A 26,651-nucleotide genomic window follows, 5' to 3' on the forward strand; every position below is an offset into this window, starting at 1 on the left:
GACTGATATTTCATTGAAACTCCTCGTGATTTCGCCAGCTGGCTGACGGTTCGACGATCGTCGGGACCGACTTCAGACGCGCCGCCCTCTCGAAGTCAGCTGAAACGCATCCGGAGATGTATTTCTCGAAATTTAATGGCATGATGATCAAGAGCCGCGGAGGCTCCGTGGCCGGGATTTTCGCGTACGTGATCAATTCCGGTGAAAATGATGCGCTCGAAGAGGTGCACTCCAGAATCAAGCGGACGATCGCGACATCGGTCGGGCGGCGAGAGAAATGGAGGACGTTATGGCGGCGTGGCGTGATGACAAGGCCCGGGCGACTCTGATCCACGAAGCCGCGGGTGACATGCGGCCAGGCAAGGCGCCCCGATCCTTTGCCGAGCGTCTGTTCGGTCATACCAATTTCGAGGACCTCGCCAACTACGATGCGGCCTCGCTGGCCTTCCTGTCGGAACAAGCCTGGGAACACGTGCAGCAACGCACGGCGGGCCGTGCCGACATCCGCGTCATCAATCCGATGATGCCGGACGGGCGCGAGATTTCCGTGCTCGAAGTGCTCAATGACAACATGCCCTTCCTGTTCGACTCCATCATGGCGGAACTCGCCGAGCAAGGCGTCGAGGTCACGCTGGTCGCCCACCCGATCATCGCCGTGGAGCGCAACGAGCAAGGCAAGCTGTTGCATTTCTACGGCGAAACGCTCCCCGAGGGAGCAAAGGGCGAGCGTGAAAGCCTGATTCACCTCCACATCGCGCGTCTGGACGCCGATGCCGATCGCCAGAAGCTGATTGACGGCCTCACCAGGACGCTGAACGACGTACGCGCCTGCGTCGCCGACTGGCGAGCCATGCGCGCCCGCGTCGAGCAGGCGATCATGACCTTCCGCTCCAATCCGCCGCCGCTGCCGATCGATGAGGTCGCCGAAGCCAACCAGTTCCTGCAATGGCTGTGCGCCGACAATTTCACCTTCCTGGGCTTGCGCGAATATCGCTTCTCGCCCGACGCCGATGCGTCGGATGACATCAGCACGGGCGAAGGCCTCGGCATCCTGCGGGATCCCGATGTGAAGGTCCTGCGCCGCGGCACCGAAATGGTGGTCATGACGCCGGAAATCCGCGAATTCATGCGCGAGCCGACCGTCCTCATGGTGGTCAAGGCCAATGTGAACAGCCGCGTTCATCGCCGCGTCCGCATGGATTATGTCGGCATCAAACTCTATGCGCCCGACGGCCGCCTCGAGGGCGAGTTGCGCCTCGTCGGCCTTTTCACGTCGGGTGCCTATACCCGCTCGGCGCGGCAGATCCCCCATGTCCGCCACAAGGTCGAGCAGGTGTTGCAGCGCGCCGGCTTCGACCCAGCCAGTCATTCAGGCAAGGCGGTCCTGCACATTCTCGAAGAGTATCCACGCGACGAGCTCTTCCAGGTCGATGCCGAAACGCTCTACAATTTCGTCATGGAAGTCCTGACGCTCTATGAGCGTCCCCGCGTACGGGCGCTGGCACGGGCCGACAAGTTCGACCGTTTCGTCTCCATCCTCGTCTTCATTCCGCGCGAGAAATACGATACCGATGTGCGCACGCGCGTCGCGGACTTCCTGGCGCAGGTCTACAAGGGGCGCCTGGCGGCCTCCTACGCTTCGTTCCCCGAGGGATCGCTCGCGCGCGTCCACTACATTATCGGGCGCTATGAGGGCGAAACGCCTGTCGTCGAGCGCGCGACGCTGGAAGCCGAGATCAGCGCCATCGCCGCGACCTGGGGCGACAAGCTGAAGGCGGCGCTCGCCGCCTCCACCGACGGCATGCGAGCGCGCATGCTCGCCAACCGTTACGCCCAGGCCTTCACTGGCGGTTACACCGAGGCCTTCGGCACCTCGCAGGCGATTGCCGATATCGCCACCATCGAAAAACTCACCCCGGCGCGGCCGGTGGCGATTTCGGCCCACCGCATCAAGGGCGAGGACGATCCAACGCGCTTCGGTCTCAAGGTCTTCTCGCATGGCGCACCACTGTCGCTGTCGTACCGGGTGCCGGTGATCGAACATCACGGCCTGCGCGTCGTCAACGAGCGCACCTATCAGATCGTGCCTCGCGCCATGCCGGCGCCGGCGCCGGTATGGCTGCACGACATGACGATCGAGGCCAACGACGGCAAGCCGATCGTGATCAGCCCGGAATTCGGCCATCGCCTGGAAGCCTCGATCATGGCGGTGGTCGGCGATCGGGCCGAATCCGACGGATACAACGCCCTCATCCTGCGCACGGCCCTGAGCTGGCGCGAGGTTTCGACCATCCGCGCGCTCTCCCGCTACCTGCACCAGATCCGGGCTCCGTTCAGCCAGGACTACATGTGGGAGACCTTGCGCAAGAACACCGCGATCACCGCAAGCATGGTCGCGCTGTTCCAGGCCCGCCTCGATCCGCGCCTCGCCACCACCGACGCCGAGCGCTCGGCACGTGAGACGACCCTCCTTGCCGAGATCGAGGAGCAGCTCAAATCGGTCGCCTCGCTCGACCAAGACCGCATCCTGCGCCGCTTCACCAATCTGGTGCAGGCAACCATCCGCACCAATCTGTGGCAGATCGGCCAGGACGGACATCCGCGTCCGGTGATCTCTTTCAAGTTTGACGCGCGCAAGATAGAGGACCTGCCGGCCCCGCGGCCGCTCTACGAGATCTTCGTCTATTCGCCGCGCCTTGAAGGCATTCACCTGCGCTTCGGCAAGGTCGCGCGCGGCGGGTTGCGCTGGTCTGACCGGCCGCAGGATTTCCGCACCGAGATCCTCGGCCTGGTCAAGGCCCAGCAGGTCAAGAACGCCGTGATCGTGCCAGTCGGCGCCAAAGGCGGCTTCGTGCCCAAACGCCTGCCGCCGCCCTCCAATCGTGACGCCTTCATGGCCGAAGGCACCGAAGCCTATCGCATCTTCGTTCGCTCCATGCTCGAACTCACCGACAATCTCGACGGCGACGTCATCGTGCCGCCCGACTCCACCGTGCGGCATGACGGCGACGACCCCTACCTCGTCGTCGCCGCCGACAAGGGCACCGCCACCTTTTCCGACATCGCCAACGCGATCTCGACCGAGAAGAACCATTGGCTCGGCGATGCCTTCGCCTCCGGCGGCAGCCAGGGCTATGACCACAAGAAGATGGGGATCACGGCGCGCGGCGCTTGGGAGGCGGTGAAGCGCCACTTCCGCGAGCTCGGCACCGACATTCAGACCATGCCGTTCACCGTCGCCGGCGTGGGCGACATGTCCGGCGATGTGTTCGGCAATGGCATGCTGCTCTCGCCGGCTACCAGGCTGGTCGCGGCTTTCGATCACCGCGATATCTTCATCGACCCCTTGCCCGACCCGGCCGTCAGCCACGCCGAACGCCTGCGCATGTTCAACCTGCCGCGGTCGAGCTGGCAGGATTACAACAAGGCGCTGATCTCGCAAGGCGGCGGCGTGTTCTCGCGCTCGCTCAAGGCCATTCCGCTCGCCCCGGAAGTGCGCGCCCTGCTTGATCTCGACAAGCCGCAAGCCACGCCGTTCGAGGTGATGACGGCGATCCTGAGAGCGCGCGTCGACCTTCTCTGGTTTGGCGGCATCGGCAGCTATATCCGCGCGTCGGGGGAAAGCGACGATCAGGTCGGCGATCGCGCCAACGATCCGATCCGCGTCACGGGCGCCGATATCCGCGCCCGGGTGATCGGCGAGGGCGCCAATCTCGGCGTCACCCAGCGCGGCCGCGTCGAAGCCGCGCAGAAGGGCGTCAAGCTCAACACCGACGCGATCGACAATTCGGCCGGCGTGAACACCTCCGACGTCGAGGTCAATATCAAGATCGCGCTGGCGCGCCCCGAGCGCGAGGGACGTCTCAGTGCGGCTGACCGCAACAGCCTGCTGGCCGCGATGACCGACGAGGTCGGCGCCCTGGTGCTACGCAACAATTATCTGCAGACGCTGGCGCTTTCTCTGGCCGAACGCAAGAGCTTGGCAGAGACCGGTTTCCTCACGCGCCTGATGCAGTCGCTCGAGCAGCGCGGCCTTCTCAGCCGCGCCGTGGAATTCCTGCCCGACGACGCGGCGATCGCCGAACGCGCCCGGCGCGGCCAATCCCTGACTCGGCCGGAACTTGCCGTGCTGCTCGCTTACGCCAAGCTGACGCTTTACGACGATCTGCTCGTCACCAGCGTGCCTGACGATCCATATCTCGCCAGCGAATTGTCTCGGTACTTCCCGCGCAAGATTGAGGACAAATTCTCATCTGCAGTGGAACAGCATCGCCTTCGGCGGGAGATTATCGCCACCAATCTCGCCAATGCCGTTATCAATCGCGGCGGCCCGGCCTGTGTCGTGCGCCTGATCGACGAGACGGACGCCGACGTGTCGACCATTGGCATGGCCTTCGTGGCGGTAGATGAATCCTGCGGTCTGAAGCGGCTGAATGACGCGATCGATGGACTCGACACCCGCATCGATGGGCAATTGCAACTTACCCTCTACGCGGCGATCCAGGATCTCCTGCTCTCCCGCATGGTCTGGTTTGTGCGCAACGTCGATTTCAAGGCCGGTCTGGACTCGGTCATCGCGCGCTTCGGCCCGAGCATCCGCGAGATCGTCGCCGGACTCGACAAGACCCTTCCGGAGGATTTGCAGGCCGGGCGCAGCAAGCGACGGCAGGATCTCATCGATGCCGGCGTCCCAGCCGACCTCGCGGGCGAGCTCGCCGATCTCAACGCCTTGATCTCGGCACCGGATATCGTGACTGTAGCGGAGCGCACCAGCCGGACCATCGGCGACGCCGCCACTACCTTCTTCGCGGCCGAGACTAATTTCCGCCTCGATCGCCTTATCGCCGCGGCACGTAGCGTCCCGGCAAACGACAATTACGAACGTCTCGCCATTGATCGCGCCATCGACCAGATCGCAGCCGCCGAAAGAAGACTGGCTGCGGACATGCTGGCGACCGGCCAATGCGGCCAGGAGGCCGCCGGGAACTGGCTCGCGGCTCATCCTGAAGCGACGCGCATCCGCCGCTCGGTCGAGGAGATTACTGGCAGCGGCCTCACGCTCGCGAAGCTGACGGTGGCGGCGAACTTGCTCGGGGATATGGTGAAAGGCTGAGTGGGCGCGCTCACGATGAGCGGTTCGGGATATGAGCGCTCATAGATGGTAGATGCGTGCAGGAAACTGGATTTCGCGAGCAGACGCTCGACGATCGGCCCCACCTAAAGAGCGGGGGCGCTAATGGCCGTTGGAGCGCCGGTTCATTTCCTCCAGAAGCTCGCGCATTGCATCGAACTGCGTGCCGAAGCCCTTCCAATCTCCGGACTTCAATCGCTCCACTGCCTGATTGTAGCGATCCAGCGCCTCCCGTGCCTGACTTGCCGCCGGGCCTGTGACGGGCCTCTCCTCTGTCGTGGTTGAAACTGCCGGCGCAGCGCCAGGCTCCATGAACAGCGCTGACAAGGCCTCGGCGAGGGTCTCCTTCATCACCACGTGTTCGCCATAGGCTGCGATCACGCGTTTCAGCTCCGGCAGGTGTCCGTGCTCCGCTCGCAGATAGAGCGGCGTTACATAAAGGATCGAGTTCTCGATCGGGATCACAAGCAGGTTCGCACCGCGGATCACCCGCGAGCCCATCTGATTCCACAGCGTGATTTGTTGCGATATCTCGGTACTCTGGTTGATCCGCGCTTCGATCTGGAACGGTCCGTAGACGAGTTTCTCCTTGGGAAACTCGTAGACGATCAGCTTGCCGTAGTCGGGCGGGTCGCAGCGCGCGGCGAGCCACGCGATCATGTTGTCGCGGCGGCTGGGCACCATCGGAAGCATGAGGAAGAACTCGGCCTGCGGCTCGCCGGGCAGCCGCATGATGATGTAGTAAGGGGCCATTGTTGCAACGCCGCCGCCGCCCGGCTGGCGCGGGAACTGCCAGAGATCTTCGCGATTATAGAAAACGTCGGCCGCTTCCATGTGGTAGGTCTGATAGAGCCGCGCCTGAATCAGGAACAGATCCTCCGGATAGCGAATGTGCTTCTGCAGGTCCGCGGGCATAGCCGAGAACGGCTTGAACAAGGTCGGAAAAATACGCTGGAAGGTTGCGGCGACCGGGTCGCCGGCGTCCATCAGATAAAAATCGACGGTTCCGTTATAGGCATCGACGATAACCTTCACCGAATTGCGAATGTAGTTGAGATTCAGCTCTTGCTCCGGCTGTGCATATGGGAAATAGGAACTCACCGTATAGGCATCCTGCATCCAGAACATCCGCCCATCGCTGATGACCAGATAAGGATCGTGATCGAGCCTGAGGAAGGGAGCGATCGTTGCTACCCGTTGCTGGATATTGCGACGGATCATGATCCGGCTGTCGGCGGTGATGTAGCTTGAGAGCAGCAGGTTCGGGTCGTTGAAGTAATAAGCAAACAGGCCTCTCCACACCATCGATCCGATCGGAACGCCACCGGCGCCGTCATAGGCCGCGTAGACATTGTCCTTTCCCTTTGGATAGTCGAACTCAGGTGTGCTCCCTTTGACGATGACGTAACTGTCGTGCTCTTCGCCGTAGTAGATGCGCGGTTCGCGGATCTGGGGGCCGCCGTCCGCAACAGGGGGTATGTCGCGCAAATAAAAGAATGGCAGCCCTTCGCTACTCTTGCGAGTGACCGGGCTCATCACCGCGCCGGTGCCGTGAGTAAACAGTACATGGCGGTTCACCCATGTCTGGGCATTCGGCGGCAACAAGGAGGGCCGCAGTTCGCGGGCCGAGATCATGACGCTTTGGTAGGAGCCATCGAGCCAATAGCGATCAACGTCAAGATGATGGAATTTGTAGTAGGTGCGGATCTCCTGCAGCTGCGCGTAGGTGTCCGACAAGGGCTGCCAGTCCCACAGCCTGATATTCTCGATTGTCGCCTTGTTGGCGTCGAGCGTCTTGAAGGTAAGCTTCTGTTCGGCAGCAAACGGCTTGGCTGCGATCTGATCGAGATTGTATGCCTGCCGGGTGAGCGCGATGTTTCGTTCAATGTAGGGCTTCTCCAGCTCCAACTCGCTTGGTTTGACGAAGAACTGCCGGAACAACACGGGCGCTATGCCGGACAGCACGAGCGAGCCGACAACGACAAGCATGACCATGGCGACAGGAAGCCGGTAGGTCCTGGCCCGGAGGTTTGCCAACGCGGCAACCGCCGCGGCGATCGACAGCCCGATCATTAGCCAAAGGCCCGGCAGCCCCACATGCACATCGGTGTAACTGGCGCCGACGACGACGCCGTTGTCGCCATAGAGCAGCAGATAACGGTCGAGAACGTACGACCAGGCCTTCACGATGAAGAGGAGAGCAAGCAGCGCCGAACCGTGAGCGATTGCCGTCGTCGACATCGATCGGCGATGAATGTCGTATTCGATCTCGCCGTGCACCCAGTAGATCGCTGCGGCGAAAAGCGCGCTCAGAACGAGTGTGAGCAGCATCCAGTTTTTGACGAGGATATAGGCCGGCAGCACGAAGAGATAGAAACTGATATCCTTGTTGAAGAGCGGGTCGTCTGCGCCGTAGGGGACGTGATAGAAAAACTGCAGGATGACGCCCCAATTGCCGGCTTCTGCCGCGGCAACCAGCAGAGCGAGCAAACCTGCACCGCCCGCGATAATCCGGGACCATGGCAGCCGATCGCGCACGACCGCCAGCAGGTCGGGCGGCGGCATATTGCCCGCAAGATTCCACACGAAGGCCGCGACGGATTGGGTCGGCCGCCGCCGGGCAAAGTGCAACGCGAGCCATCCGTTCAACCAAAGGACGAGCCCAGTCCCGGTCCAGACTGAAAAAAGAACGACGGCTTTGGCGCCGATCGTCGTCCAAAAGACCTGCGGATAACCGATCGCGGAAAACCACAGCCAGTCAACCAGAAAGTCGCTCGTGAGCCAGAGCAGGATCAGGCAAATCCCAACGAAGAAGGCCGCAATCGCGGACCCGACCACGGCGCTTTGCCTTGGTACCTTCCGTTCGGGTCCGGTAATCCCGATCGTCATGGCTTGATCATAGCGGAAATGCGGGACGCGTGCCGGTTTATTCGCGGTAGGGACTGCGCCTCGAGACGGGGGGCGCGGACGCTCGGAACTCCGTCGCCCCCCGAACCGCCAAGGTAGCAAATCGAGTCGCCGACCTTCGCGGGTTGCTGATCATGCAGGATGCGCGGACCAGGCTGGTTCCGGTCGATCCGAACGCGGGCGCGCGGACAGGTGCAGTTCAGCCTATCGACGTAGCCTGGCCTACCTGTGACAAAGACGTTGTTTGCATCACCGCGCATCTGCCAAGGCCTGCGGCTCGACCAGCAGACCTTGTCGTTCGTAACGGCGACGGGACTTGCTGAAGCGCACGACCACAGCATATCGGATGCTTTTCGCTTTCATGCGCCGCGTGAGCAGGGCATCGCCCGCCGGCAGAAACTCGAGATCATCGAGGCCAACGCAGCGCAGGCACGCCGGGCCAGGATTCTCCATCATCAATAGATCGCCGGTGCCGCCGCACCGATGGCATCGCCACTCTGCGTTCATCGGCTGGACGACCACCAGTTCCGGGGCGCGGCTTGCCTTTTCCGCCAGGCGCTCACGCTTCTTCTCGGAAAGCTCCGGCGACACCCAATGGGTCCGGTACGACGCCTCGATCGCGGGATTTCCGCTTCGGCTGAAGCGCAGCGCCTGACGCCGCGGCGTACGGCCGACATACGCCGTCTCGCTTGCGAACAATCCTCGCGCGGTCGCCCAGGATCGGAAAAGCTTCATGGCCTCCGAGATGCGCGGCAGATTGGTCCGGACAACTCCCTCCAGGCACTCGATCTGCCCGCGGCGCCAGCGTTCCACCGCTTCAGGATCGAGCCACCCGATCCCGACGAGGATGTCGATGGCGCTCACAAAGTGCCGGGCGGCAAGCGCCGCTTCGCCCGCCCTGGCGACACGATCAGCAAGTGGAACTTTATTCTTCCGGCTCATCTTGTGGTCGAACTCGTTGTTCACCGCGGTGCAAGACCAACCTCATCCGCCCAGCGCCGACACATGTTCCAGATCCTGCCGGCGCTGCATCGCGCGCCGTTCGTAACTGGCCTGGTTCTTGGTGGCGACCAGCGTGTGGGGACTGCCGCGCCTTTCGGTCGTCAGGTCAAGGTCGCACGCCGCGCTCCGAACACTTCCCTCGACATGGCTCCTCCGATCCTGGACAGCCTTCAGGCGCCATTGCTTTTGATCCGGCGCAGCCAGCAGTCGCCACAAGTGCATTTGAGCGGGTTAGTCCTGGTCCAATCCCGTGGCGCCTCCAGCGGCTGTGCGATGCGCCTGCGCAGGTGGTCGAGGGCCGCCTCATGGAGCCGCCCCACCGCCGGCCAAGCCTTGTCCTCCACAAGCCTGGCAATCGCGAGAGCAGCGGGGACCAGCACGTCGTCCGGCTTGTATGTCTGCGGCCAGGCCAGCAGGTGCCCGATCGCACGGGCCGCGAGCCCCGCATCGATCCGGCTCGTCGCCGTCAGAAGATCGACGACGAAGCCTGGCTTCACCGGCGTTGGCCGGGCCCAGGTGTCGACCTGCTCCCGCTTCGCCGGGTCGCCCTGCAAGGCATTTATCAACGCTACGCCGATCTGCTCCAGGTCGCCCGTCACACCCGTCGGCGCCCCGACGCAGACCCGCAGCAGATCGCCACAGGCGCTGAGATGGGCCGAAGCGTTGCGCCCGACAATCCGGGCCAGCAACTCCGTTGCGCGCGGGGCCGAAAGCAGGGCGGCGGCGCGCACGATCGCCCCGTTGTCGGGCGCGGCGTAATTGCCTTCCGCGGACAGCCCGGCGAGAAACGCTTCGATGTGCTTCACGTTTCCCAGCCGGATCTGCAGATCGAGCATTCGGCAGGCTTCGGAGTCGCCGTCCTCCCGCCAACGCGAGCGGGACCAGGAGAGCAGCATGTGCCGCGAAAGCTCATCGGCCTCACGCCACAACTGCGACTGGATCGATGCGTCGCTCCTCTCCCAGCGCGCCGTCAAATCTTCGAGATACGGCAGCGTCGTGCGAAGGCCGGCCTGATTCAGCACCGCGAGCCTCCGCGCGGTCGGCCACAACACGAAGCCGGCACGGCTATAGGTGCGCTCGAAGGACGCGCCTTCGTTGCCCGTCGCCTCGTGAAAATGCTGCTCGTCCGGCGTCAGATCCTCAAAGGCGTCGGGTGGGCACAGCTCGTCCTCGGCAAATGGAAAATCGTCGATCCCCGCCTCGCCGCCATCCGGACGCCGCCACTCCGACAAGACGAGCGCCCGGTCGATGATCTCGGCAACCTCGAATTCTTCGTCGTCGTCCTCCTCCTCGTCGCGGCTCCGGCGGCGACGGCCGTAATAGCCGGTATGTTCGGCGCTGCCGCTCTCTTCGATCGACACGAGAGCGAGGTGGAGGTCGCAATCCGCCTCGACGGCTGCTTTGACCGGCACAGAGGCCACGCCCGCATCGGCACCTTTGAGTGCACTGAACGACAGCTCCGCCGGCGTGTAGGCATGCTGCAGGGGCAGGATCAGCTTGTCAGGCTCGTCCTCCGCGCTCGCCCAGTTCCGCAGCAACTCCACCACCCGCCCGTGCTCTGCGCGATAGTCGGGCGGCTTCAGCGCGCGCGTTTTGCCGACGAAATGCAAATTATAGACTAGAACCAGGCGACATCCCGCCTCGACAGGTCGCACTTCATGCACGCAATCGGCATAGAAGGCCGCGAAGCCGATCTCCGAAGGTTCCTCCGGACGCGGGTCGAGCACCACCTCCCGTCCGAGATGCTTGATGACCAATTCGCCGCCGCTATGGGTCGAGGGCAGTACGAGCACCATCGTCGCGAACATGCCGGGGACCTTCTCGGTATCGCGATGGTCGACAAAGAAGCTGCCGGTTTCGTAGACAAGGAGCTTATAGAAGTCGGCCGCAACCGGGCCGCTCACGCCGAGCCCAAGGGCGATGTCGGCGACGAGCCCGGCCAGCGTCTTTTCCCAGTGGCGCCCTCCGATCCGAACCTTGGCGGAATCGACCTGCCAGGTTCTCCGGACCCCGCGATCGACCACCGTCTCCTCGCCCCGCCCATAGGGGGCTGCCTCGGCGATTGCGACGAGCCGCTCGGCCTGGACAGGCAGGATCGGAAAGGCGATCCTGCCGACACCGTCGACATCGATCGCCGGCATGAATATCTCCCGTATTCCGCCAACGCAAAAGTCGCCCGGACGCTCGACGGAACGAAGGCTGTCGAGCAACGCGCTACCGATCGACGACATGGCAACTCCCGGCAAGATGAACGGCGTTTGGTGGATGATCGAAAAGTCATCCAAGAGTCGGCGTGTTGGGCAAGAGTCGGCGTGTTGGGCCGTCAAACGATGATACGCAGCGAACGCACGCATGACAAATCGCGATCATGCGTCACCCGGGCGGCCGCGTTGACGACCAAGGGGGCTGCCGCCTGAACGGCGTCTGCCAGCTTGAGGCCGAGCGAAGCTCGCAACCTGGCCGTGCTTTCCACAATATCGACAAGCGCGGTCGGTTGCCAGGTTCAAGGATCGCACGATAGCGCCGGGCGCGCCTGCCGTCCGCAAGGGCGTCGGCCGGCGCTACGAGCAGAGATTCCACTTGGTGGAGCGGCAACGCATCAATATTCTGGGGACGAGCTCCGACCGAAATCCGGACGGAGCGCCAATCTCCCGAGCCCAGCATGATCTCCGCAAATCTCCAGGTCGCTGCAATGAACCTTTCAGCCGACGCATTGTATGGAATGTCCGACATGGAACTGCTGGCGGCCTATGCGGAAGCCCGGCGGCAATTCGTGGAGAAGAAGTTCGCACGCGACACGCATCGGGCACGGCTGGAGTGGATCAGGGCCAAGATGTTCGTCGGCGGCTCGGGCGGGGTGACCGAGCGCAACATGGCCATCGACGTTTCGGAGGAGATCGCCCGCAAGGGCCAGGAGTTGCGTGAGATGACACGCGACCTCGATCTGCTCAAGGTCGATGTCGATCTGATTGCGATCGCCATTCGATTTCGCGGCGAATCGGCGCCGAGCCGGGCGCATGCGGAAGACCTGGACGGCGATAGCGACCGCAAAGGCCATGACGCGACCGCGTCGAGTTGACGGCAAAGGGCAGCGGGCGCGGTTTGCAGGTCGGCTCGCGTCATCGTCAGGTAGAATTGTTGTCCGCGAGGCATCAGCATGGCGCGCCGCTCGGAACAAAACTACGAACTCTTATGTAGTTGAGATTTCAGCATAGTGCTGTCAGGCGCTCGCGGAATATTCATATGCAGGTCGGGCCATGCAAACTCGAGCACCCGCTACCATGCGTATCGCACCGTGCCTTTGCCGGCACAACTGCGGGTGACGTTGGAGAACTCCCCTTCGAAGGTGCGCGCTCTCAAAATATCGAAAACAACCCCATGCAAAGTAGCAGGCGACCGCCGGCGCTCGAATAGCAACTTGACACGTCGGGCAAATCAGGGGCATTTTTCGATTATTCCGAAATCCTGTACGCGCCCGTCGCCCCGCAATAGCGGGCGCGTCCGCCGCGATTGCAGCCGAAAAATCCTCACTCAATTGCACCGGATCCGCGATGCCCGCCGCCGCATCAATGGCTTCATCGCAGAGGTCTACAACAAGGACCGGCTGCACTCGGCGCTCGGATACCAATCGCCGCTTGAGTTCGAAACCGCGTTCGCGCAAAACAAAGCACGATAACGCATCATGGCAACCGCACTGTCACAGAAATTATCTGTGTCTCACTTATGGGGTGCAGTCCAGTGCACTCAAATTCCGTAAGAATTTCAGCGTAATTCTGTCACCGTAATTTCCGGACTCTCAATGATGGATGGCGGCGGCGGGGTTCCTCCTTGTACGGTCCCCAAGGTTGCAGCGGCCTCCAAATCTCAGGTGAAATCGGAGTTAGTGGATCGGGCTTAGGAAAAGTTTCATGGGTCATAAATCACACTCATGTGTGCGCCAAGCGACTTCAACATTTTGTCGACTTCATCTTGGCTGTCCGGGTAAGCTTCGTAGAAAATCTTCGCCTTGAACAATCTCGAATAATATCTAGGGTTTATGGTCCACGCGGTATCGCGGTAGACACCTGTTTCCATATACCGGCTAGACATGAGTTTCCGCACATAGAGACTGTCTGGGGGCGCAACGAATAGCGGGTCTACCGTTCTCTCCTTGAAAAACTGAGTCTGCGGCGGCGAATGCACGCTGTATGCAGATTGGTCCCCGAATGTCGCCTGCCCACATGGTCCACGCAGCAACTTCTTCGGCTCTCCCTCGCGCGGCTTCGCTAAAAAAGTACAAAACGGCTGATTTGGATCGGCGCTTTGATAGTTGTGCCAAGCGACAAGAGTTCCCTTGAGCACATACGTTTGGTGAGACGCGATCAGAAAATATTCTGCACAGGCAGAAACGCAAAACTCGTAAACCACTACCGTCGCACGACGATCGCGTACAAGATTCGAAAGCGCAATCGCTGGTCCCGGATATCCTCCAGGACTTCGAACAACAAAAAGACCATCTTCTCTGAGGTCCGCAGCTGCCGAGACATCCATATTCTGTGAAACAGCACCGCTAAAGCACAGGACTTGCTTGTCGGGACTTAGGTTCATTGGGCTCGGGCGGACATGTCGACGACAATATTCGACAGCGCGATAATATCTGTCCCTATCAAAAGATGCTTCCTGGGTGCGCCCTTCCGCCGGACAGAAGAAACATAATGCAAGCGATGCGAAAAGCAGCCACCTTCGAGCGGTTAAATGCTTCGACTCACATCCGAATCTCTTGGGCGCCACACCAGATCTCTGTTGCATTTCAACCCAACTCGCGCTCGTCAAAGCTCTTCAAGAGGCAAGAGGAACAAGTCACATGTGACTGCGAAAGACCGACCCGTCCGGCGGATCGATGGCCGGCCGATCTGCATGATTGTCCCCTGAAGCTGATGTCATGTCGCGTGGGAAAACAAGCTCAATGAACTACGGATGCCCGGGCTCAGAGCGTTAGTCAGGGAGAGTCAGTCATTCCCGCAGCCCCTGCTCTTGTTCTACCTCCGCCTGCGGCATCATGATGCCGCAACCTGGGCGAAAGAGGATTACGGATTACGGGATTACGGTGACAGTGCACTCAGATTCCGTAAGAATTTCATGCACTGTCACCGTAATTCCGCAATTCTGTCACCGTAATTCCCTGCCGACGCTTCGCCCATGCTCTCGCGAGCATGCACGCACGGCTCGGGGCCGATGTGGATTGCTACTTCTTCATCGCAGTGGACTTGCACCACCTACTCCTTGCCGGTCTCCCGGCGCACTCACCGTAATTCCAATCCATATCGATCGTTGCTGCTCCCCCCTGCAGGCGAGGAGCAGGAAGTTTTGTTCGAGCCTAGCGTCTGATGAATGCCGCAACTCCGGCGCTCATGGCGGCGCACGTCGCCACAACGATAAATACCAGCGAAGTGTCGTGCCGGGTGTCCATGAAGTGCCCGATGATCGGTTCTCCCAATCCGGCGAACAGGTACGCGCAGAAGTTCATCACGCCGGTCGCCGTTCCCGCGCGCTTATGACCAACCAGGTCGGGACACAACGCCCAGAACGAGGATTGCGGGCCATAGACGAAGAAGCCGCACAGGAACAGGACGCCCATTCCGAGATACACTTCCGTGGTCGGGATGGTGTACATGTAGAGCGACGTGATCGCCGCCAACACCATGTAGAGCACGATAGCGGCGTAACGGCGCGAGCCGAAGATCTTGTCCGACACCCATCCGTTGCTGAATGCGCCGACCGCCATGCCTACCGGCAGTGCGATGCTGATCCAGCGCGGATCGATCGCCGAAGCAGCCCCAGCCTTCGACCAGTTGCTGCCAAGGAAATGCACGGGGACCCACACAAGAAGCCCATACCTGGCGGCGTTCTGGAAACCGATGGCAAGGCCGGCCACCAGCAATCTCCAGTTCGATAGCACGGCCTTGTATCTGGAAAAAGAACTCTCGGAATCGATGACCGAGCCGGCTTCCTTTGCCGCGTCGTCCACCGCGTCGTCATGCGGCGATTCGAATCCCATGTCTTCCGGACGTTCGCGCGCGATCAGATAGAAGGCAATGCCGCCAACCAGCAGTAGCACGACCGGAAGCCGGAATATCCAGCGCCAGTCGAGCTGGAAATAACCGACGACGACCAGCGAGGTGACGAAGGAGAGCACCGAGGCAAGCCCGGCTGCAAAGGTGTACAGTCCATAGACCATCCCGCGTTCGTGCCGTCCCCACCAGTTGGACAGAAGCCGACTCCCAGGCGCCCAGCCCATCGACTGGAAATAGCCGTTGATGCCCCAGAACACCGAGAGGCTGACGATACCCGTCGACAGACTTGTCGCCCAGTTCATGATGAAGGACAGGATCGCGCCTGCGCTCATTACGCGACGGCCGCCGAACTTGTCGCCGAGGTTTCCGTTGATCGCCTGGCCGATCGCGTAGCACCACAACAGTGCCGCGCTGGCCCAGCCGAGCGTGGCCTTGCTGACGCCGAACTCGGCCTGGATGCCAGGAATGGCAAAGCCGAAAGTCTGACGGCCGGTGTAGAAGAACAGATAGCAAAACATCGCCGCGAGCAGCATGCGCCATTGCGCGCGCCGGAAAGAAACTGCCAACTCCGGATTTGTCACCCCCAACGAGCCGACGCTCGCGGGGGCAGAAATGACTGACATTATAGACCTCCCTGGTTTCAACTGGAATCTTCGCCGCCTCGCCGCACCCGTTTTTGTTCTTGTTAGGTGCGGCCGGGACCGTTAACCCCGCCTCGGGCGGTCCGCCGTTTACGTGGGCCAGGGAAGCGAATAGGTCTTCACGTTGGTGAAGCCCTTCATTGCTTCCTGAACGCCTTCCTTGTATCCAAGGCCGGAATCCTTGATGCCACCGAACGGGGACATCTCGATCCGATAGCCCGGCACTTCCCACACGTTCACGGTTCCAACGTCGAGTCCGTTCACAAAACGTGTGATGTAGTCGAGCCGGTTGGTGCACACGCCCGACGACAGACCGAAGGCCGTCGAATTGGAAATCCTGATTACGCTGTCGATGTCATTGGGCACCCGGATGATCGGCACCACCGGCCCGAACGTTTCCTGCATCACCAGCTCGCTGGTGTAGGGGATGTGGTCGACTACGGTCGGCGGATACAGCGCGCCCTTCCGGTCGTTGCCGTGGAGCAGCCGAGCACCGTCGCGGACGGCGTCATTGACGCGACGTTCAAATTCCATAGCAGCGCGTTCGTGGATCACGGTTCCAACATCCACCGCCGGATCCATCGGGTCACCGCATTTCAGCGTCTTGGCTTTTTTGAGCACGAGCTCGGAAAATGTGTCTGCTACGGCCTCCACGCACAGGATGCGCTTGACCGCCGTGCAACGCTGGCCGGAATTCCTGGTGGCGCCGGCGACCGCGAGTTCGGCCGCCTTCTCGAGATCCGCGTCTTCCATCACGATCAGCGGATCATTTCCACCGAGTTCGAGCACAATTCGCTTGTAGCCGGCAGTTGCCGCGATGTGCTTGCCGACCCGCACCGAGCCGGTGAAGGTCACGAGGTCCGCGTCCGGGTCTGTGATCATCGCGTCGCCCATGGAATGCGGATTTCCGGTGACGACGGACAGCATTTCCGGCGGCAGGCCCGCTTCGTAGAGCACGTCGGCCAGCGCCAGCGCGGTCAGCGGCGTCAATTCCGTCGGCTTCAGCACGATCCGGTTGTTGGTAGCGATCGCCGGCGCGATCTTGTGACTCACCATGTTGAGTGGATGATTGAAGGGCGTGATCGCGGAAATTGCGCCCAACAGCGGCGTGCGCGTCGTGAATATCTTGCGCGCCTTGCCTTGCGGGCTGATGTCGCACGAAAAGGTTTCGCCATCGTCCAGGATCGCCAGCTGACCCGCAAACGAATAGACGTCGTAGGCGCGGCCGGCCTCATAGAGCGAGTCCTTCCAGCAAAGCCCGGACTCGGCGGTGATCAGCCGCGCGAAATCTTCCTTGCGGCTGGAGAGGATGTCGGCAGTCCGCAGCAGAATCTGTTGCCGCTCGTACCGGCTGAGCTTCGGTTTAAAAGCCTTGGCCTTGGCAAAGGCGTCTCGTACATGCTCGGTACGTGCGGCTGGAACGGTACCAATCACCTTGTTGGTATAGGGATTGAAAACTTCCACACGCTCATCGGTATCCACGAAGTATCCCGCGATACGCATCTTTTCATGGCGAATGGTCGGTGCCTGGATGTTCATCAGACTATCCCACTTTTAGAGCGTTCGCGATTTCAATGCATGCGATTGAGGGCAACGTCGAAGGCGTCGAAATTCCGCAAGAGGTGACCAGGCGGAAGCACGATCTTCCGGTTTGCGATCAGCGGAACGCGCTCCTCAGTCAGTCCACCGTGCGACCTGAGAGGCTCGGTCAATCCCGACAGGTCGTGACGCGCCCGGCTGGTTCCCAGCACCTTGTGCTTGGAGGAGATGACCACGATGTCGCCGATACGATCGGCTGGCAGTTCGAAACGGGCACACGCTTCCTTTCGGGTCTGTGCCAGTTCGACGCCGTCGACCTTGCGAAGCCGGACAAGCAGCGCATCGACGTTGCTGCCCTGCGGGGCATAGATCGTCGCGAAAGAGCCGAGCGCGCCGTGATGGGCGACGTAGGGATCGGTGATCGGCAGGATTACCCGCGCCGCTCCCTTGCCGGTCCACTCGTCCATGAGGTCCTGCAGGTAAAGGACATCTGGCTTTCCATCCGGCAAGAACTTGTCGTTCATGCCGTGGTCGGCCGTTGCGACGATATTGCAACCGAGCGCATCGAACAGCGCCAGGTAACCGTCGATCATCGCGTAGAAATCGTTGGCGATCCTGGTGCCGAGTCCAACCTTGTGCTGGATGTAATCGGTGGTCGAGAGATACATCAGGTCGGGACGATGGTGCTGGACGAGCTTGACGCCGGCGGCAAACACAAATTCGGAAAGATCGGCGGAATATACCTGGGGAAGCGGCAGACCGACGAATTCGAGAACTTGGTCTATTCCGTTGTTTGCCACCGTGGCCTGGTCGGCCTTCTCCGACGAAAAGGCGAAGGCCCGGCCGGTGGAATAATCCAGCCCATGCGACAGCAGCGTGCGCAGTTTGTCCTTGGCGGTAATGGCTGCGACCTTGTATCCGGCATCATGCACACCCGAGAGAATCGTCGGCGCGCGCAGGAATTTGGGATCGTTCATCATCACTTCGACGCCGCTTGCGGTGTCATAGAAGTAATTGCCGGCGATCCCATGTACCGCCGGCGGCCGCCCGGTGATGATCGACAGGTTGTTCGGATTGGTGAAGCTTGGAATGACGCTGTTGGCGTGAACGTGAGCACCTTCCTTCATGAAGCGCGCAAATGTCGGCGCCACGCCGGCCTCGATGGCCTTCTCGATATATCCGGGCTCGGAACCGTCGAGACAAATCACGACGGTCGGCCGCTCGGGCGCGTAGTAATCGCGGCCGTTGACGGCAATGGTCTTTCCGTTGGCTTGCATGTTCGCTCTCCTTGTCGCGCCCCGGTGAACGCTTCGCGCGTCCGGCCTTGCGGGCTATTCGGGCTTCAGGCAGTTCTGGCCTTCGGCAGACGCAACATCTGCGACGCCTCGATCAGTCTTTCTCTCGAGCCGAGAAAATTCTTGCCACGCTCGCCTTCGAGCGACTCTTCGATCAGGGCGCGCCATTCCTGGCGATCGATCTTGTACGAAGCCGGATTGCAGGAAATGCCGAGCATTCCCATGAAGTCTTCGAGATCGTCGGCTCCCTGCGCGAGATTGGCGCCGAAAATCTGTTTCAGGCTGTCCTCGCAGAGGCCGCCTGCACCCTGAACGCTGCGCAGCACCATCGGCAATGAAAACGAGCAGGCGATTCCGTGCTGAACGCGATGCCGCAGCGTGATCGGATAGGATAAGGAATGTGCGATAGCCGTCTTGGTGTTGGAGAACGCCAGCCCTGCAAACAAGGCAGCCATCGCCATCCGGCTGCGCAATTCGACGTTGCCGAGATCGCGCACCAGCTCCGGCAACACGTCCAGTATGTTGCGCGCGGCAAATACCGCGTGGTTCGCCGACACCGGGTTGTTGTTGAGGTTCCACAGGCTTTCCAGCGAATGCGACAACGCATCCAGTCCGGTGCTGATCGTCAACAGCAACGGCTTGCCGAGCATGAGGCGCGGGTCGATAACGGCGTGGCTGGGGTAAAGGCCCGGCCGGGCGAGGGAGTACTTCTTGCCGCTCGCCTCGTCCCAGACGGTGCCCCAGCACGTAACTTCGCTGCCGGTGCCGGCAGTGGTCGGAACGGCGATGATGGGAATCTGCGAGAGTTGCTCGGCGCCCTTCTGGCTTTCAAGGTACGTCTTGACCTTGCCGAAGTCGCCGCCGGCTGCCGCGAACACCTTGGCCGAGTCGATCACCGAGCCGCCACCGAGCGCGACGATCACCTCCGGCTGCTGCTGCAGCGCGGCGAAACGGCCGGCTTGCTCGGCCAGCAATCGATAATCGGGATTGGGTGCGACATCGCGGACGACTAAAGCAGGTCGGCCGGCCGTCTTTTCCAGCTTGCCCGCAAGGTCGTCAAAGAACGGCTCGCCATAGGTGACCAGAGCATACCGCCGCCTTCCGATCAAATCAGGCAGCTTGGCAAAGCTGTCGATGCCGAATTCGACCTGAACCGGGTTTCCGTATCGCCACATCGTTGCGCCCCTCCGTTTTGAGGAACGGTAAGGAATGCTCAACTATTGACAAATTCATATTGTCGACGTGATCTATTGATTATGCCAATAGTGTTCAGCCAGATCCGCGCCTTCCATGCCGTTGCCGAGCGCGGCGGGTTCACCGCCGCATCGCGCGTTCTGAACGTCGGCCAGCCGACGCTGACCATTCAGGTCAAGGAGCTCGAGCAGACTTACGGTGTCGAATTGCTGCTCCGTAAATCGAGGCGGATCGAACTGACCGAAGCCGGCGCCGCACTGTTGGAGATCACGCGCGGTATCATGAAATTCTGCGACGAGGCTCATGAATTGCTTGGTGCGCGCGGCAAAGCAACGACGGGGCACTTGCGTCTGGCAACGGTCGGCCCCTTTCACGCGACCGAGATCTTGGCCGCGTTCAGGCGCAACCATCCCGGCGTGCAGATCTCGACGTTGCTTGGCAATTCCGAACGCACCCTTCGCCACATCATCGACTTCGAAGCCGAGGTCGCCATTCTGGCGGAGGTCCCGGCGGACCCGCGCGTGATGATGATTCCTTACCGGACACACCGCGTGATCGTGTTCGTCAATGGAGATCATCCGTGGTTCAAGCGAAAATCCGTCAAGCTGCGCGAGCTTGCCGATCAGCCCCTCGTTCTGCGCGAGCGCGGTTCCACGACGCGACGTGCATTCGAAGCGGCGATGCATGACGAAGGTTTGAAGATCAACCCGGTTTTCGAGATCGAAAGCCGCGAAGGCGTTTGGAAAGCGGTTGAGCGGGGACTCGGCATCAGCGTGGTAGCTGATTTCGAATTCGTCCCGCACTCAAACCTGCATGCGCTGGAAATCAGCGATCACGTCATCAAGACACAATATAGCATCGCCTATCACAGGGAGCGCGCACATTCCCCGATCATAAAAGCGTTTATCGATACGGTCAGCCGAATGAAAAAGACGACTCGCTGAAGGGGCCGACGTTATCGATATTTAATGCAGACAAAGCTCTCCCCCGAATGGAGGTCAAGGTTTTGGGCGCTGAACGGCGGCGCCGATGGAGTTACGACGAGAAGGTTCATCCAGTCGGAAGAGACCTAGCAAGCTGGCGAGACTGTTTGTGGCATTGCCCGCCGGCATGGATTGGCTCAAATCCTGCTGTTCACCTGGCGCCGACAAGCGCGCCAGAGCCGTTTATCAAAATCCACGGATCGTTATAAATTCCGATGGATCAGCACGATCTGCGCGAAGACTGTTGATCGGATGTTCTCGGTCCATGTAGCCGAGAGCCATGCCGCAAAAGAGCATGAGATGGGACGGCAACCCGATGAATTCCGCGACGGTCTTGTGCCAAAGCGCCCACGCCTCTTGCGGGCAGCTACTCAAGCCCTTCTCCAATGCGAGCAACATGATGGATTGCATGTACATGCCGAGATCAGCCCATTGCCCAGGCTCCATCTGGCGATCGATGGCGAAAAACAGGCCTGCAGGCGCACCGAAAAAGGTGAAGTTCTTTGCAAGCTGATTGAGACGCGCGGCTTTGTCTTCGCGCGGAATCCCGATCATGCGATAGAGATCTTCGCCGTTCTTGAATCGCCGACTTCTATACGGCTCCTTCAGTTCTGGCGGATAGATGTTGTATTCCGACTGCTCGCCCATCGGCTTAGTCTTGATCCGCTCCGCCATCAACGCCTTGAAGCGTGCGAGTTCTTCGCCGCCCAGCGCCCAGACATGCCACGGCTGCAGATTTCCGCCGGAAGGTGAGCGGCCGGCCGCAAGCAGGATGTCTTTGACGATCTCTCCCGGGACGGGTCTGTCCAGGAATGCCCGCACGGAGGTCCGCGAATGCAGCGCGTCCGAAACTTTCATGAGGATTTCTCCGAAGACCTCATCGAGGAGGATCGTCAGCCGATCCGGACGACCATCTTTCCCAGGGCCGAGCGCGTAGTCATCGCTTTGAACGCTTCGTGGAATTCCTCGAATGCAAAGACCTTTCCCACGACGGGAACAAGCGTCTTCTCGCTCAACCAAGTGAAAAGCTGGGCGATGACTTGATCCCGCACATCCGGTTCACGACGACCGATCTGAGCCAGGTCGACACCCAGCAGCGCTCCTCCCTTTAGAAGAGGCAAATTGAATCGCAGGGCGGGAATCGTTCCGGAAGCAAAGCCGATCACCAGGTGCCGTCCGTTCCAGGCGATCGAGCGGAATGCCTGCAGGCTCAGATCTCCTCCGACGGGATCATAGATCACGTCCGCGCCGTGACCGCCGGTGAGTTCCTTAAGCTCGTCGCGCCAGCCTTCACGCGTGTAATCCAGGCCAGCATCTGCACCATGTTTGATCGCAAACTGTCGCTTCTCCTCAGTCGAAGCCGCCGCAATGACGCGGGCGCCCAGCAGCTTTCCAACCTGAACAGCAGCTATTCCCACGCCGCCGGCGGCCCCAAGAACCAGGAGTGTCTCGCCGCTCTGAAGCTTTCCCCGAGCGCTGAGTGCGTACAGGGCCGTAAGGTAATTGGCGAAGAACGAGGCACCGACTTCCGGCGCTATGCCCTTTGGCGTAACGAAAAGGTCCGCAGCCGGCACGCAAATATATTCGGCAAGGCCACCATTTCTGACCATCCCGATGACCGGCGTGCCGGGCGCGAAGCCCTTGACATCTGCAGCCGCCTCGTCGACGACGCCTGCAAACTCCGACCCGGGCGTAAACGGCAAAGGGTCCTTGGTCTGGTACAGGCCCTGCACCTTCAAGCCATCCACGAAACCGACCGCAGCTGCTTGTATTCGAACGCGGACCATTCCCGCCGACAATTCCGGCCTGGCCACATCCTTGATAGTGATATTCTCGATACGATCGTAATTTTCAACCAGGACTGCTTTCATGACATCCTCGGGTTCGGCCATCGGGTTCACGCGATAGAGTTCGGACAATTCCGAAAACCTAGAGCGCTCTGGAGATCACTTCCTTCATCATTTCGCTGGTCCCACCGTAAATGCGCTGCACGCGTGCGTCGGCATACATGCGTGCAATGAGATACTCGTTCATGAAGCCGTATCCGCCATGCAGCTGCAGACACTCGTCGATGACCTTGCCCTGCTGCTCGGAGGCCCAGAGCTTGGCCATTGAAGCCGTAGCCGCATCGAGCGTCCCGGACACCAGCGCTTCGACGCACTCGTCGACAAAGCTCCGCGTGACCTTCGTGATGGTCGCCAGCTCTGCCAGCCTGTATTTGGTGTTCTGGAATTCAGCGATCGGCTTTCCGAATGCCTTGCGTTCCCTGACGAAGGCGAGCGTTGCTTCGAGAGCGCCCTCCATTGCTGCCACCGCCATCACGCCGATAATGGTGCGCTCGTAAGGCAAATCCGACATCAGTTGATGGAAACCACGCCCTTCCACTCCGCCGAGAAGGTTTGAGGCTGGCACCAGAACCTCGTCGAAGAATAGTTCGGAAGTATCCTGCGCCTTCAGTCCGAGCTTATCGAGCACGCGGCCGACCCTGAAGCCGGGAGATTTTGCCGTTTCGACCAAAATGATCGACATCCCGCTCGCTCGCTCAGCCGGATTGGTCTTCGCGACGACGAGCACCAGGCCGGCAAGAAGACCGTTGGATATGAAGGTCTTCGAGCCGCTAATCACATAGCTGTCGCCGCGCCTTTCGGCACGGGTCCGAATGGATTGGAGATCAGAGCCCGCACCCGGCTCGGTCATCGCAATGGCTCCGACGAGTTCCCCGCGCGCCAGGCGCGGCAAATATTCACGTTTTTGCTCCTCGGTCCCGTGGTTGAGCAAATAGTGCGCCACGATCGTGTGAACGGACGGATTCATCCCTGTCAGGCCGCGGCGTGCCATGGCGTCGTAAAAGATCGCCTCATGCCGAAAATCGCCTCCGCCGCCGCCATACTCGGCGGGAATGTCCGAACAGAGGAGCCCAAGCGCTCCGGCCTTCAGCCAGAGTTCGCGCCCGACATTCCCCCGCTTGCGCGCCTCCTCGTCCAGCGGAGCCATCTCCCTGTCGATGAAGCGGGAGACCGTGTCTCGATCCAGATCGAGATCAGAATCGAGCCAAGAGGGTCGATAGTCGATCATGCGCGTTACTCATCGTTCTCCGAATGCAACCATTGCGTTCACACTCGCGCTTGCAGCGCAAAAAGCCGCAGCTGTGGGAATGGACGGCCGTGTGCGGGCCGTCCGACGATTTCTTGCCTGAACGCCGCCGATTGCAGCAGCGGTGCATGCCTTTCAACAGAGTCTAGAGTTCAAATACTGTGCCGAAGGCATGCGCCGCGTCTTTCTACGAGCGTTTAGTCGGTCGTGCCACCGTCGATCACGTCTCCGAACAGCTCCCATTTTTCGCCGCTGAAGCGCATCAGCTGAAGTTGGGTGATCGGCGCAAAGTCCGTCGGTGAGGTGTTCACGTAGATTCCCGGCAACAGCGCCTCGGTGCGCCAGTTCTTCAGGTTTGCAGCCTGCTTCATGACGTTCTCGCGGGTGAGATCGTCACCGCATTGCTTCAATGTCTGCGCCAGCGTCTCCGCAAGCGCGTAGCCGGTGATCAGCAATATGTCGCGCTTGTTGCCTTCCGGATAGTATTTGCTCAGAAAGCTCTGAAACTGCTTCATTCCAGGATCATTTTCCCACTGCGGATCCGACGGATCCTTCAGGTAGCTGGCGGAAATGATGCCTTGCGCGTTCTCGAAGCCAGCGGGTTTGATTACGCTGCCGACAGAGGCGGAGACATTGCTGAGGATGTGCAGCGGCTTCCAGTCGATTTCAGCGATTTTCTTGATTGCCTGAGCCGCAAACTTCGGCGAGCTGATGTTGACCAGTGCATCAGCGCCCGTCGCTTTGAGCTTGACGATGTGCGCGTCGATGGTCGGCTCTGACGTCTCGTAGCTTTCCTCAGCAACGATCTTGGCCCCGAGCCTGTCCTTGAGACCCTTCAGGTAGTCCTTCCCGAAGTCGTCATTCTGGAAAAATACGGCGACTTTGACGTTCGGTTTTCGGCGTTGGAGAGAACACCGTTGGATGACAACAGATCAGCGAGGTGGATCGCAGCTTCGCCGGACCTTCCAAGATCCACGTCTCGAAAAAAAGACCACTGCCCCATGTCGATGCGTCAGCCTAACTCGGCCCGCTAAGGCGCTTAAGCGCTTTGTTCGATGAACGGCAGCTCGCGCACAGGCCCCCGAAGTCGACGATATGCCCGACAATTTTGAACCAAGTGTTGTGGCTCCGCCGGCAATCAGTTTCTCAGCCCTCAACCGCGATTTTCCACAAAGCGATCGGTCCTGATGCGCCCGGTTGCGTCTCTTGGCTGAGGCGACCATCCGGCGGCTCGCTGATCGCATTAATCGGCGGAAATATGCTGTCGTATATTGCGCGAGCCTCTCGAATTAGACGAGCCCTCTCAAGGTCAGATTTTGGAATAAATCGGATGATGTCGCCCATATTCACGCTCATCTAGTTAGGCTCTCAAGGATTTAGATGATAATCGTCATTCTAAGCATGGTTGCGAACCCCGCGCGCGTTCACTTTGGTATCAATCGGTCGAGCGCCTCGAGGTAGACAAGCCGACCCGGCTGAAGGCAAAGGCAGTGCGAATCTGACTTGCTTGGCCTGTGACTCAGAGATCGCCTTCTGATTGTCATCAACCTGATGCGAGAGGTGATTTTGTAATGTTATAACGTTACGAGCGATGCAAGCGAGGCGCAAGAGAGAAATGGTGGTCCAAGCTTGTTGCGTAAGCAGATTAGACACCCGCGCCCCGAACACAGTGAATATCTTCTAAGTTATTGATTTTTCTGGTTGCGGTAGGCGTTTTCGTCTCGTTTTGTTCACGGTCGTTTCACCCAATTCGTTGCGATTTCGTTGCGGCGTTTTCTGAGAGAACTGCGGCTGCCGCCTCCGGTAGAATGGGGATGCAAGATGGTGTGCACCTGGCAGCCGGGAATGGATCGGTTTGCTTTTGTACTGGGCTGGCCTTTATCCCACGGCTCATAACGGTCTGGTTACAGATTCGAGTCTTGCCCAGCCCAGCACCCTTTACCGCACCGACGACGCTGGTGCCGGCTGGACCGCTCACTCCATACGAACCTTCGCGACGACACCAAGCCGCTGTGGAGTCTGATCATCGATCGGTCAAACTTTGTATTTCTGCGTTCTCTTGATATGTTTTAAATATATTTCTGGGATGCGCGAAAGGCTCATGGCGACTACCGAAACGGAGAAGAGTTGAGAAGAACGCTAGGAAAACGCCGCAACCGCGCCACACAATCCGAGGATGGCACGCTCACCGATCGCGCTTACGGCGAACTCGAAGAGATGATTGTCACCCTGCAATTATCCCCGGGGACCGTGTTGTCCGAGCACGCGCTTGCCGTTCGCCTGAAGATCGGCCGAACCCCGATCCGGGAAGCTTTGCAGCGCCTCGCGCGCGACGGCCTCGTCGTCATCATGCCACGGCGCGGCATCATGGTCTCCGAAATCAATTTGAGGCTGCAGTTGCGGCTGCTCGAGGTCCGGCGTGAGCTGGAACGGCTGATGGCTTCTCTCGCGGCGGAACGCGCCACGCCGGAGGAGCGCGCGGAATTTGCGGAAGTGGCGCGGGCCATGCTGGAAGCCGCCGCCAAATCCGACGACATCGCCTTCATGCGGCTGGACCAGCGTTTTAACATTCTGATCGCCACCGCCGCCCGCAACGAATTCGCGCGGCGCTCGATGGGGCTGATGAACGCGCTGTCGCGCCGGTTCTGGTACCAGCACTATCAGGAGGTCGCGGACCTGCCGCTGGCCGCCAAGCTGCATGCCGCGGTCGCCGAAGCCGTGTCGCAAAAAAAGGCGAAGGCTGCCGCGACCGCATCCGACCGGCTGATCGACTACATTGAGGATTTTGCCCGCAAGACGCTCGATACCTGAGC

General features: G+C 60.5%; 18 protein-coding genes and 3 pseudogenes. 6 read left to right on the plus strand and 15 right to left on the minus strand.

Going from position 1 to position 26,651, the window contains the following annotated elements; all coding sequences use genetic code 11:
• Positions 1-10 precede the first annotated feature (10 nt).
• The gene (locus V1293_RS17440) at positions 11-400 is read right to left on the minus strand and encodes a hypothetical protein (RefSeq protein ID WP_334517077.1); all 390 of its coding nucleotides are present in this window, start codon (positions 398-400) and stop codon (positions 11-13) included.
• On the opposite strand from V1293_RS17440, the gene V1293_RS17445 reads away from it, so the two are divergent.
• Complete coding sequence (locus tag V1293_RS17445; protein WP_334511119.1) at positions 290-5,113, plus strand: NAD-glutamate dehydrogenase; 4,824 nt, start codon at positions 290-292, stop codon at positions 5,111-5,113. The genes V1293_RS17440 and V1293_RS17445 overlap by 111 nt on opposite strands.
• 120 nt (positions 5,114-5,233) lie before the next feature.
• Here the strand turns inward: V1293_RS17445 and V1293_RS17450 are convergent, their stop codons facing one another.
• From V1293_RS17450 to V1293_RS17460, 3 genes are all read right to left on the minus strand, one after another.
• Positions 5,234-8,020, minus strand: coding sequence for a UPF0182 family membrane protein (locus V1293_RS17450; RefSeq protein WP_334511120.1), 2,787 nt, complete (start codon positions 8,018-8,020; stop codon positions 5,234-5,236).
• Between the two features lie 267 nt (positions 8,021-8,287).
• Positions 8,288-9,004, minus strand: coding sequence for a hypothetical protein (locus V1293_RS17455; RefSeq protein ID WP_334511121.1), 717 nt, complete (start codon positions 9,002-9,004; stop codon positions 8,288-8,290).
• A 206-nt stretch (positions 9,005-9,210) separates the two neighbouring features.
• The gene (locus tag V1293_RS17460) at positions 9,211-11,271 is read right to left on the minus strand and encodes a 2OG-Fe(II) oxygenase (protein WP_334511122.1); all 2,061 of its coding nucleotides are present in this window, start codon (positions 11,269-11,271) and stop codon (positions 9,211-9,213) included.
• A 461-nt stretch (positions 11,272-11,732) separates the two neighbouring features.
• Between V1293_RS17460 and V1293_RS17465 the strand changes: the two genes are divergently transcribed.
• Positions 11,733-12,119, plus strand: a complete 387-nt coding sequence (locus tag V1293_RS17465; protein ID WP_334511123.1) for a hypothetical protein — start codon at positions 11,733-11,735, stop codon at positions 12,117-12,119.
• A gap of 197 nt (positions 12,120-12,316) precedes the next feature.
• On the opposite strand, the pseudogene V1293_RS36175 reads toward V1293_RS17465, so the two are convergent.
• A pseudogene (locus tag V1293_RS36175) lies at positions 12,317-12,388 on the minus strand (autotransporter outer membrane beta-barrel domain-containing protein); the annotation flags it as partial.
• Here V1293_RS36175 and V1293_RS17470 point away from each other — a divergent pair.
• Entirely contained in the window at positions 12,387-12,716 is a 330-nt protein-coding gene (locus V1293_RS17470; RefSeq protein WP_334517079.1) for a hypothetical protein, read from the plus strand. The pseudogene V1293_RS36175 and the gene V1293_RS17470 overlap by 2 nt on opposite strands.
• Before the next feature lie 230 nt (positions 12,717-12,946).
• Here V1293_RS17470 and V1293_RS17475 read toward each other — a convergent pair whose 3' ends face one another.
• The 5 genes from V1293_RS17475 to V1293_RS17495 all read right to left on the minus strand — a co-directional run bounded on the left by V1293_RS17475 (position 12,947) and on the right by V1293_RS17495 (position 19,743).
• Complete coding sequence (locus tag V1293_RS17475; RefSeq protein WP_334511124.1) at positions 12,947-13,627, minus strand: hypothetical protein; 681 nt, start codon at positions 13,625-13,627, stop codon at positions 12,947-12,949.
• A 769-nt stretch (positions 13,628-14,396) separates the two neighbouring features.
• Complete coding sequence (locus V1293_RS17480) at positions 14,397-15,716, minus strand: MFS transporter (RefSeq protein WP_334511125.1); 1,320 nt, start codon at positions 15,714-15,716, stop codon at positions 14,397-14,399.
• A gap of 108 nt (positions 15,717-15,824) precedes the next feature.
• Entirely contained in the window at positions 15,825-17,273 is a 1,449-nt protein-coding gene (gene phnY / locus V1293_RS17485) for a phosphonoacetaldehyde dehydrogenase (protein ID WP_334511126.1), read from the minus strand.
• A gap of 32 nt (positions 17,274-17,305) precedes the next feature.
• The gene (phnA, locus tag V1293_RS17490; protein ID WP_334511127.1) at positions 17,306-18,550 is read right to left on the minus strand and encodes a phosphonoacetate hydrolase; all 1,245 of its coding nucleotides are present in this window, start codon (positions 18,548-18,550) and stop codon (positions 17,306-17,308) included.
• A gap of 65 nt (positions 18,551-18,615) precedes the next feature.
• Positions 18,616-19,743 carry a phosphonoacetaldehyde reductase gene (locus V1293_RS17495; RefSeq protein WP_334511128.1) on the minus strand — a complete coding sequence of 376 codons (1,128 nt, stop codon included), beginning with the start codon at positions 19,741-19,743 and terminating at the stop codon, positions 18,616-18,618.
• Between the two features lie 81 nt (positions 19,744-19,824).
• Between V1293_RS17495 and V1293_RS17500 the strand changes: the two are divergent.
• A pseudogene (locus V1293_RS17500) lies at positions 19,825-19,953 on the plus strand (LysR family transcriptional regulator); the annotation flags it as partial.
• 90 nt (positions 19,954-20,043) lie between these two features.
• Positions 20,044-20,706 (plus strand): LysR substrate-binding domain-containing protein, encoded by a 663-nt coding sequence (locus V1293_RS17505; protein WP_334516768.1) that lies wholly within the window; start codon positions 20,044-20,046, stop codon positions 20,704-20,706.
• A 225-nt stretch (positions 20,707-20,931) separates the two neighbouring features.
• Here V1293_RS17505 and V1293_RS17510 read toward each other — a convergent pair whose 3' ends face one another.
• The 5 genes and pseudogenes from V1293_RS17510 to V1293_RS17530 form a co-directional block, all read right to left on the minus strand.
• On the minus strand, positions 20,932-21,603 hold the full coding sequence (locus V1293_RS17510; protein ID WP_334511129.1) for a nitroreductase: 672 nt from the start codon (positions 21,601-21,603) through the stop codon (positions 20,932-20,934).
• Between the two features lie 35 nt (positions 21,604-21,638).
• Positions 21,639-22,616 carry an NADPH:quinone oxidoreductase family protein gene (locus V1293_RS17515; RefSeq protein ID WP_334516769.1) on the minus strand — a complete coding sequence of 326 codons (978 nt, stop codon included), beginning with the start codon at positions 22,614-22,616 and terminating at the stop codon, positions 21,639-21,641.
• Positions 22,617-22,674: 58 nt separating this feature from the next.
• On the minus strand, positions 22,675-23,820 hold the full coding sequence (locus V1293_RS17520) for an acyl-CoA dehydrogenase family protein (protein WP_334511130.1): 1,146 nt from the start codon (positions 23,818-23,820) through the stop codon (positions 22,675-22,677).
• A gap of 215 nt (positions 23,821-24,035) precedes the next feature.
• Positions 24,036-24,746, minus strand: a pseudogene (locus V1293_RS17525) (ABC transporter substrate-binding protein); the annotation flags it as partial.
• A gap of 238 nt (positions 24,747-24,984) precedes the next feature.
• On the minus strand, positions 24,985-25,182 hold the full coding sequence (locus V1293_RS17530; protein ID WP_334516770.1) for a hypothetical protein: 198 nt from the start codon (positions 25,180-25,182) through the stop codon (positions 24,985-24,987).
• A gap of 783 nt (positions 25,183-25,965) precedes the next feature.
• Here V1293_RS17530 and V1293_RS17535 point away from each other — a divergent pair.
• Complete coding sequence (locus V1293_RS17535; RefSeq protein ID WP_334511131.1) at positions 25,966-26,649, plus strand: GntR family transcriptional regulator; 684 nt, start codon at positions 25,966-25,968, stop codon at positions 26,647-26,649.
• The last annotated feature ends 2 nt before the right edge of the window (positions 26,650-26,651 follow it).

The sequence above is a fragment of the Bradyrhizobium sp. AZCC 1693 genome (assembly GCF_036924745.1).
In the GTDB taxonomy this organism is placed as follows: domain Bacteria; phylum Pseudomonadota; class Alphaproteobacteria; order Rhizobiales; family Xanthobacteraceae; genus Bradyrhizobium.

Bases quoted from the DNA above. Each gene is read 5' to 3' on its own strand.
- V1293_RS17520 (WP_334511130.1), bottom strand. From the start codon at position 23,820: ATGATCGACTATCGACCCTCTTGGCTCGATTCTGATCTCGATCTGGAT.
- V1293_RS17480 (WP_334511125.1), bottom strand. From the start codon at position 15,716: ATGTCAGTCATTTCTGCCCCCGCGAGCGTCGGCTCGTTGGGGGTGACA.
- V1293_RS17440 (WP_334517077.1), bottom strand. From the start codon at position 400: ATGACCGAACAGACGCTCGGCAAAGGATCGGGGCGCCTTGCCTGGCCG.
- V1293_RS17495 (WP_334511128.1), bottom strand. From the start codon at position 19,743: ATGTGGCGATACGGAAACCCGGTTCAGGTCGAATTCGGCATCGACAGC.
- V1293_RS17460 (WP_334511122.1), bottom strand. From the start codon at position 11,271: ATGTCGTCGATCGGTAGCGCGTTGCTCGACAGCCTTCGTTCCGTCGAG.
- V1293_RS17530 (WP_334516770.1), bottom strand. From the start codon at position 25,182: ATGGGCGACATCATCCGATTTATTCCAAAATCTGACCTTGAGAGGGCT.
- V1293_RS17510 (WP_334511129.1), bottom strand. From the start codon at position 21,603: ATGAAAGTTTCGGACGCGCTGCATTCGCGGACCTCCGTGCGGGCATTC.
- V1293_RS17445 (WP_334511119.1), top strand. From the start codon at position 290: ATGGCGGCGTGGCGTGATGACAAGGCCCGGGCGACTCTGATCCACGAA.
- V1293_RS17515 (WP_334516769.1), bottom strand. From the start codon at position 22,616: ATGAAAGCAGTCCTGGTTGAAAATTACGATCGTATCGAGAATATCACT.
- V1293_RS17475 (WP_334511124.1), bottom strand. From the start codon at position 13,627: ATGAACCTAAGTCCCGACAAGCAAGTCCTGTGCTTTAGCGGTGCTGTT.
- V1293_RS17465 (WP_334511123.1), top strand. From the start codon at position 11,733: ATGAACCTTTCAGCCGACGCATTGTATGGAATGTCCGACATGGAACTG.
- phnY (WP_334511126.1), bottom strand. From the start codon at position 17,273: ATGAACATCCAGGCACCGACCATTCGCCATGAAAAGATGCGTATCGCG.
- V1293_RS17450 (WP_334511120.1), bottom strand. From the start codon at position 8,020: ATGACGATCGGGATTACCGGACCCGAACGGAAGGTACCAAGGCAAAGC.
- V1293_RS17505 (WP_334516768.1), top strand. From the start codon at position 20,044: ATGAAATTCTGCGACGAGGCTCATGAATTGCTTGGTGCGCGCGGCAAA.
- phnA (WP_334511127.1), bottom strand. From the start codon at position 18,550: ATGCAAGCCAACGGAAAGACCATTGCCGTCAACGGCCGCGATTACTAC.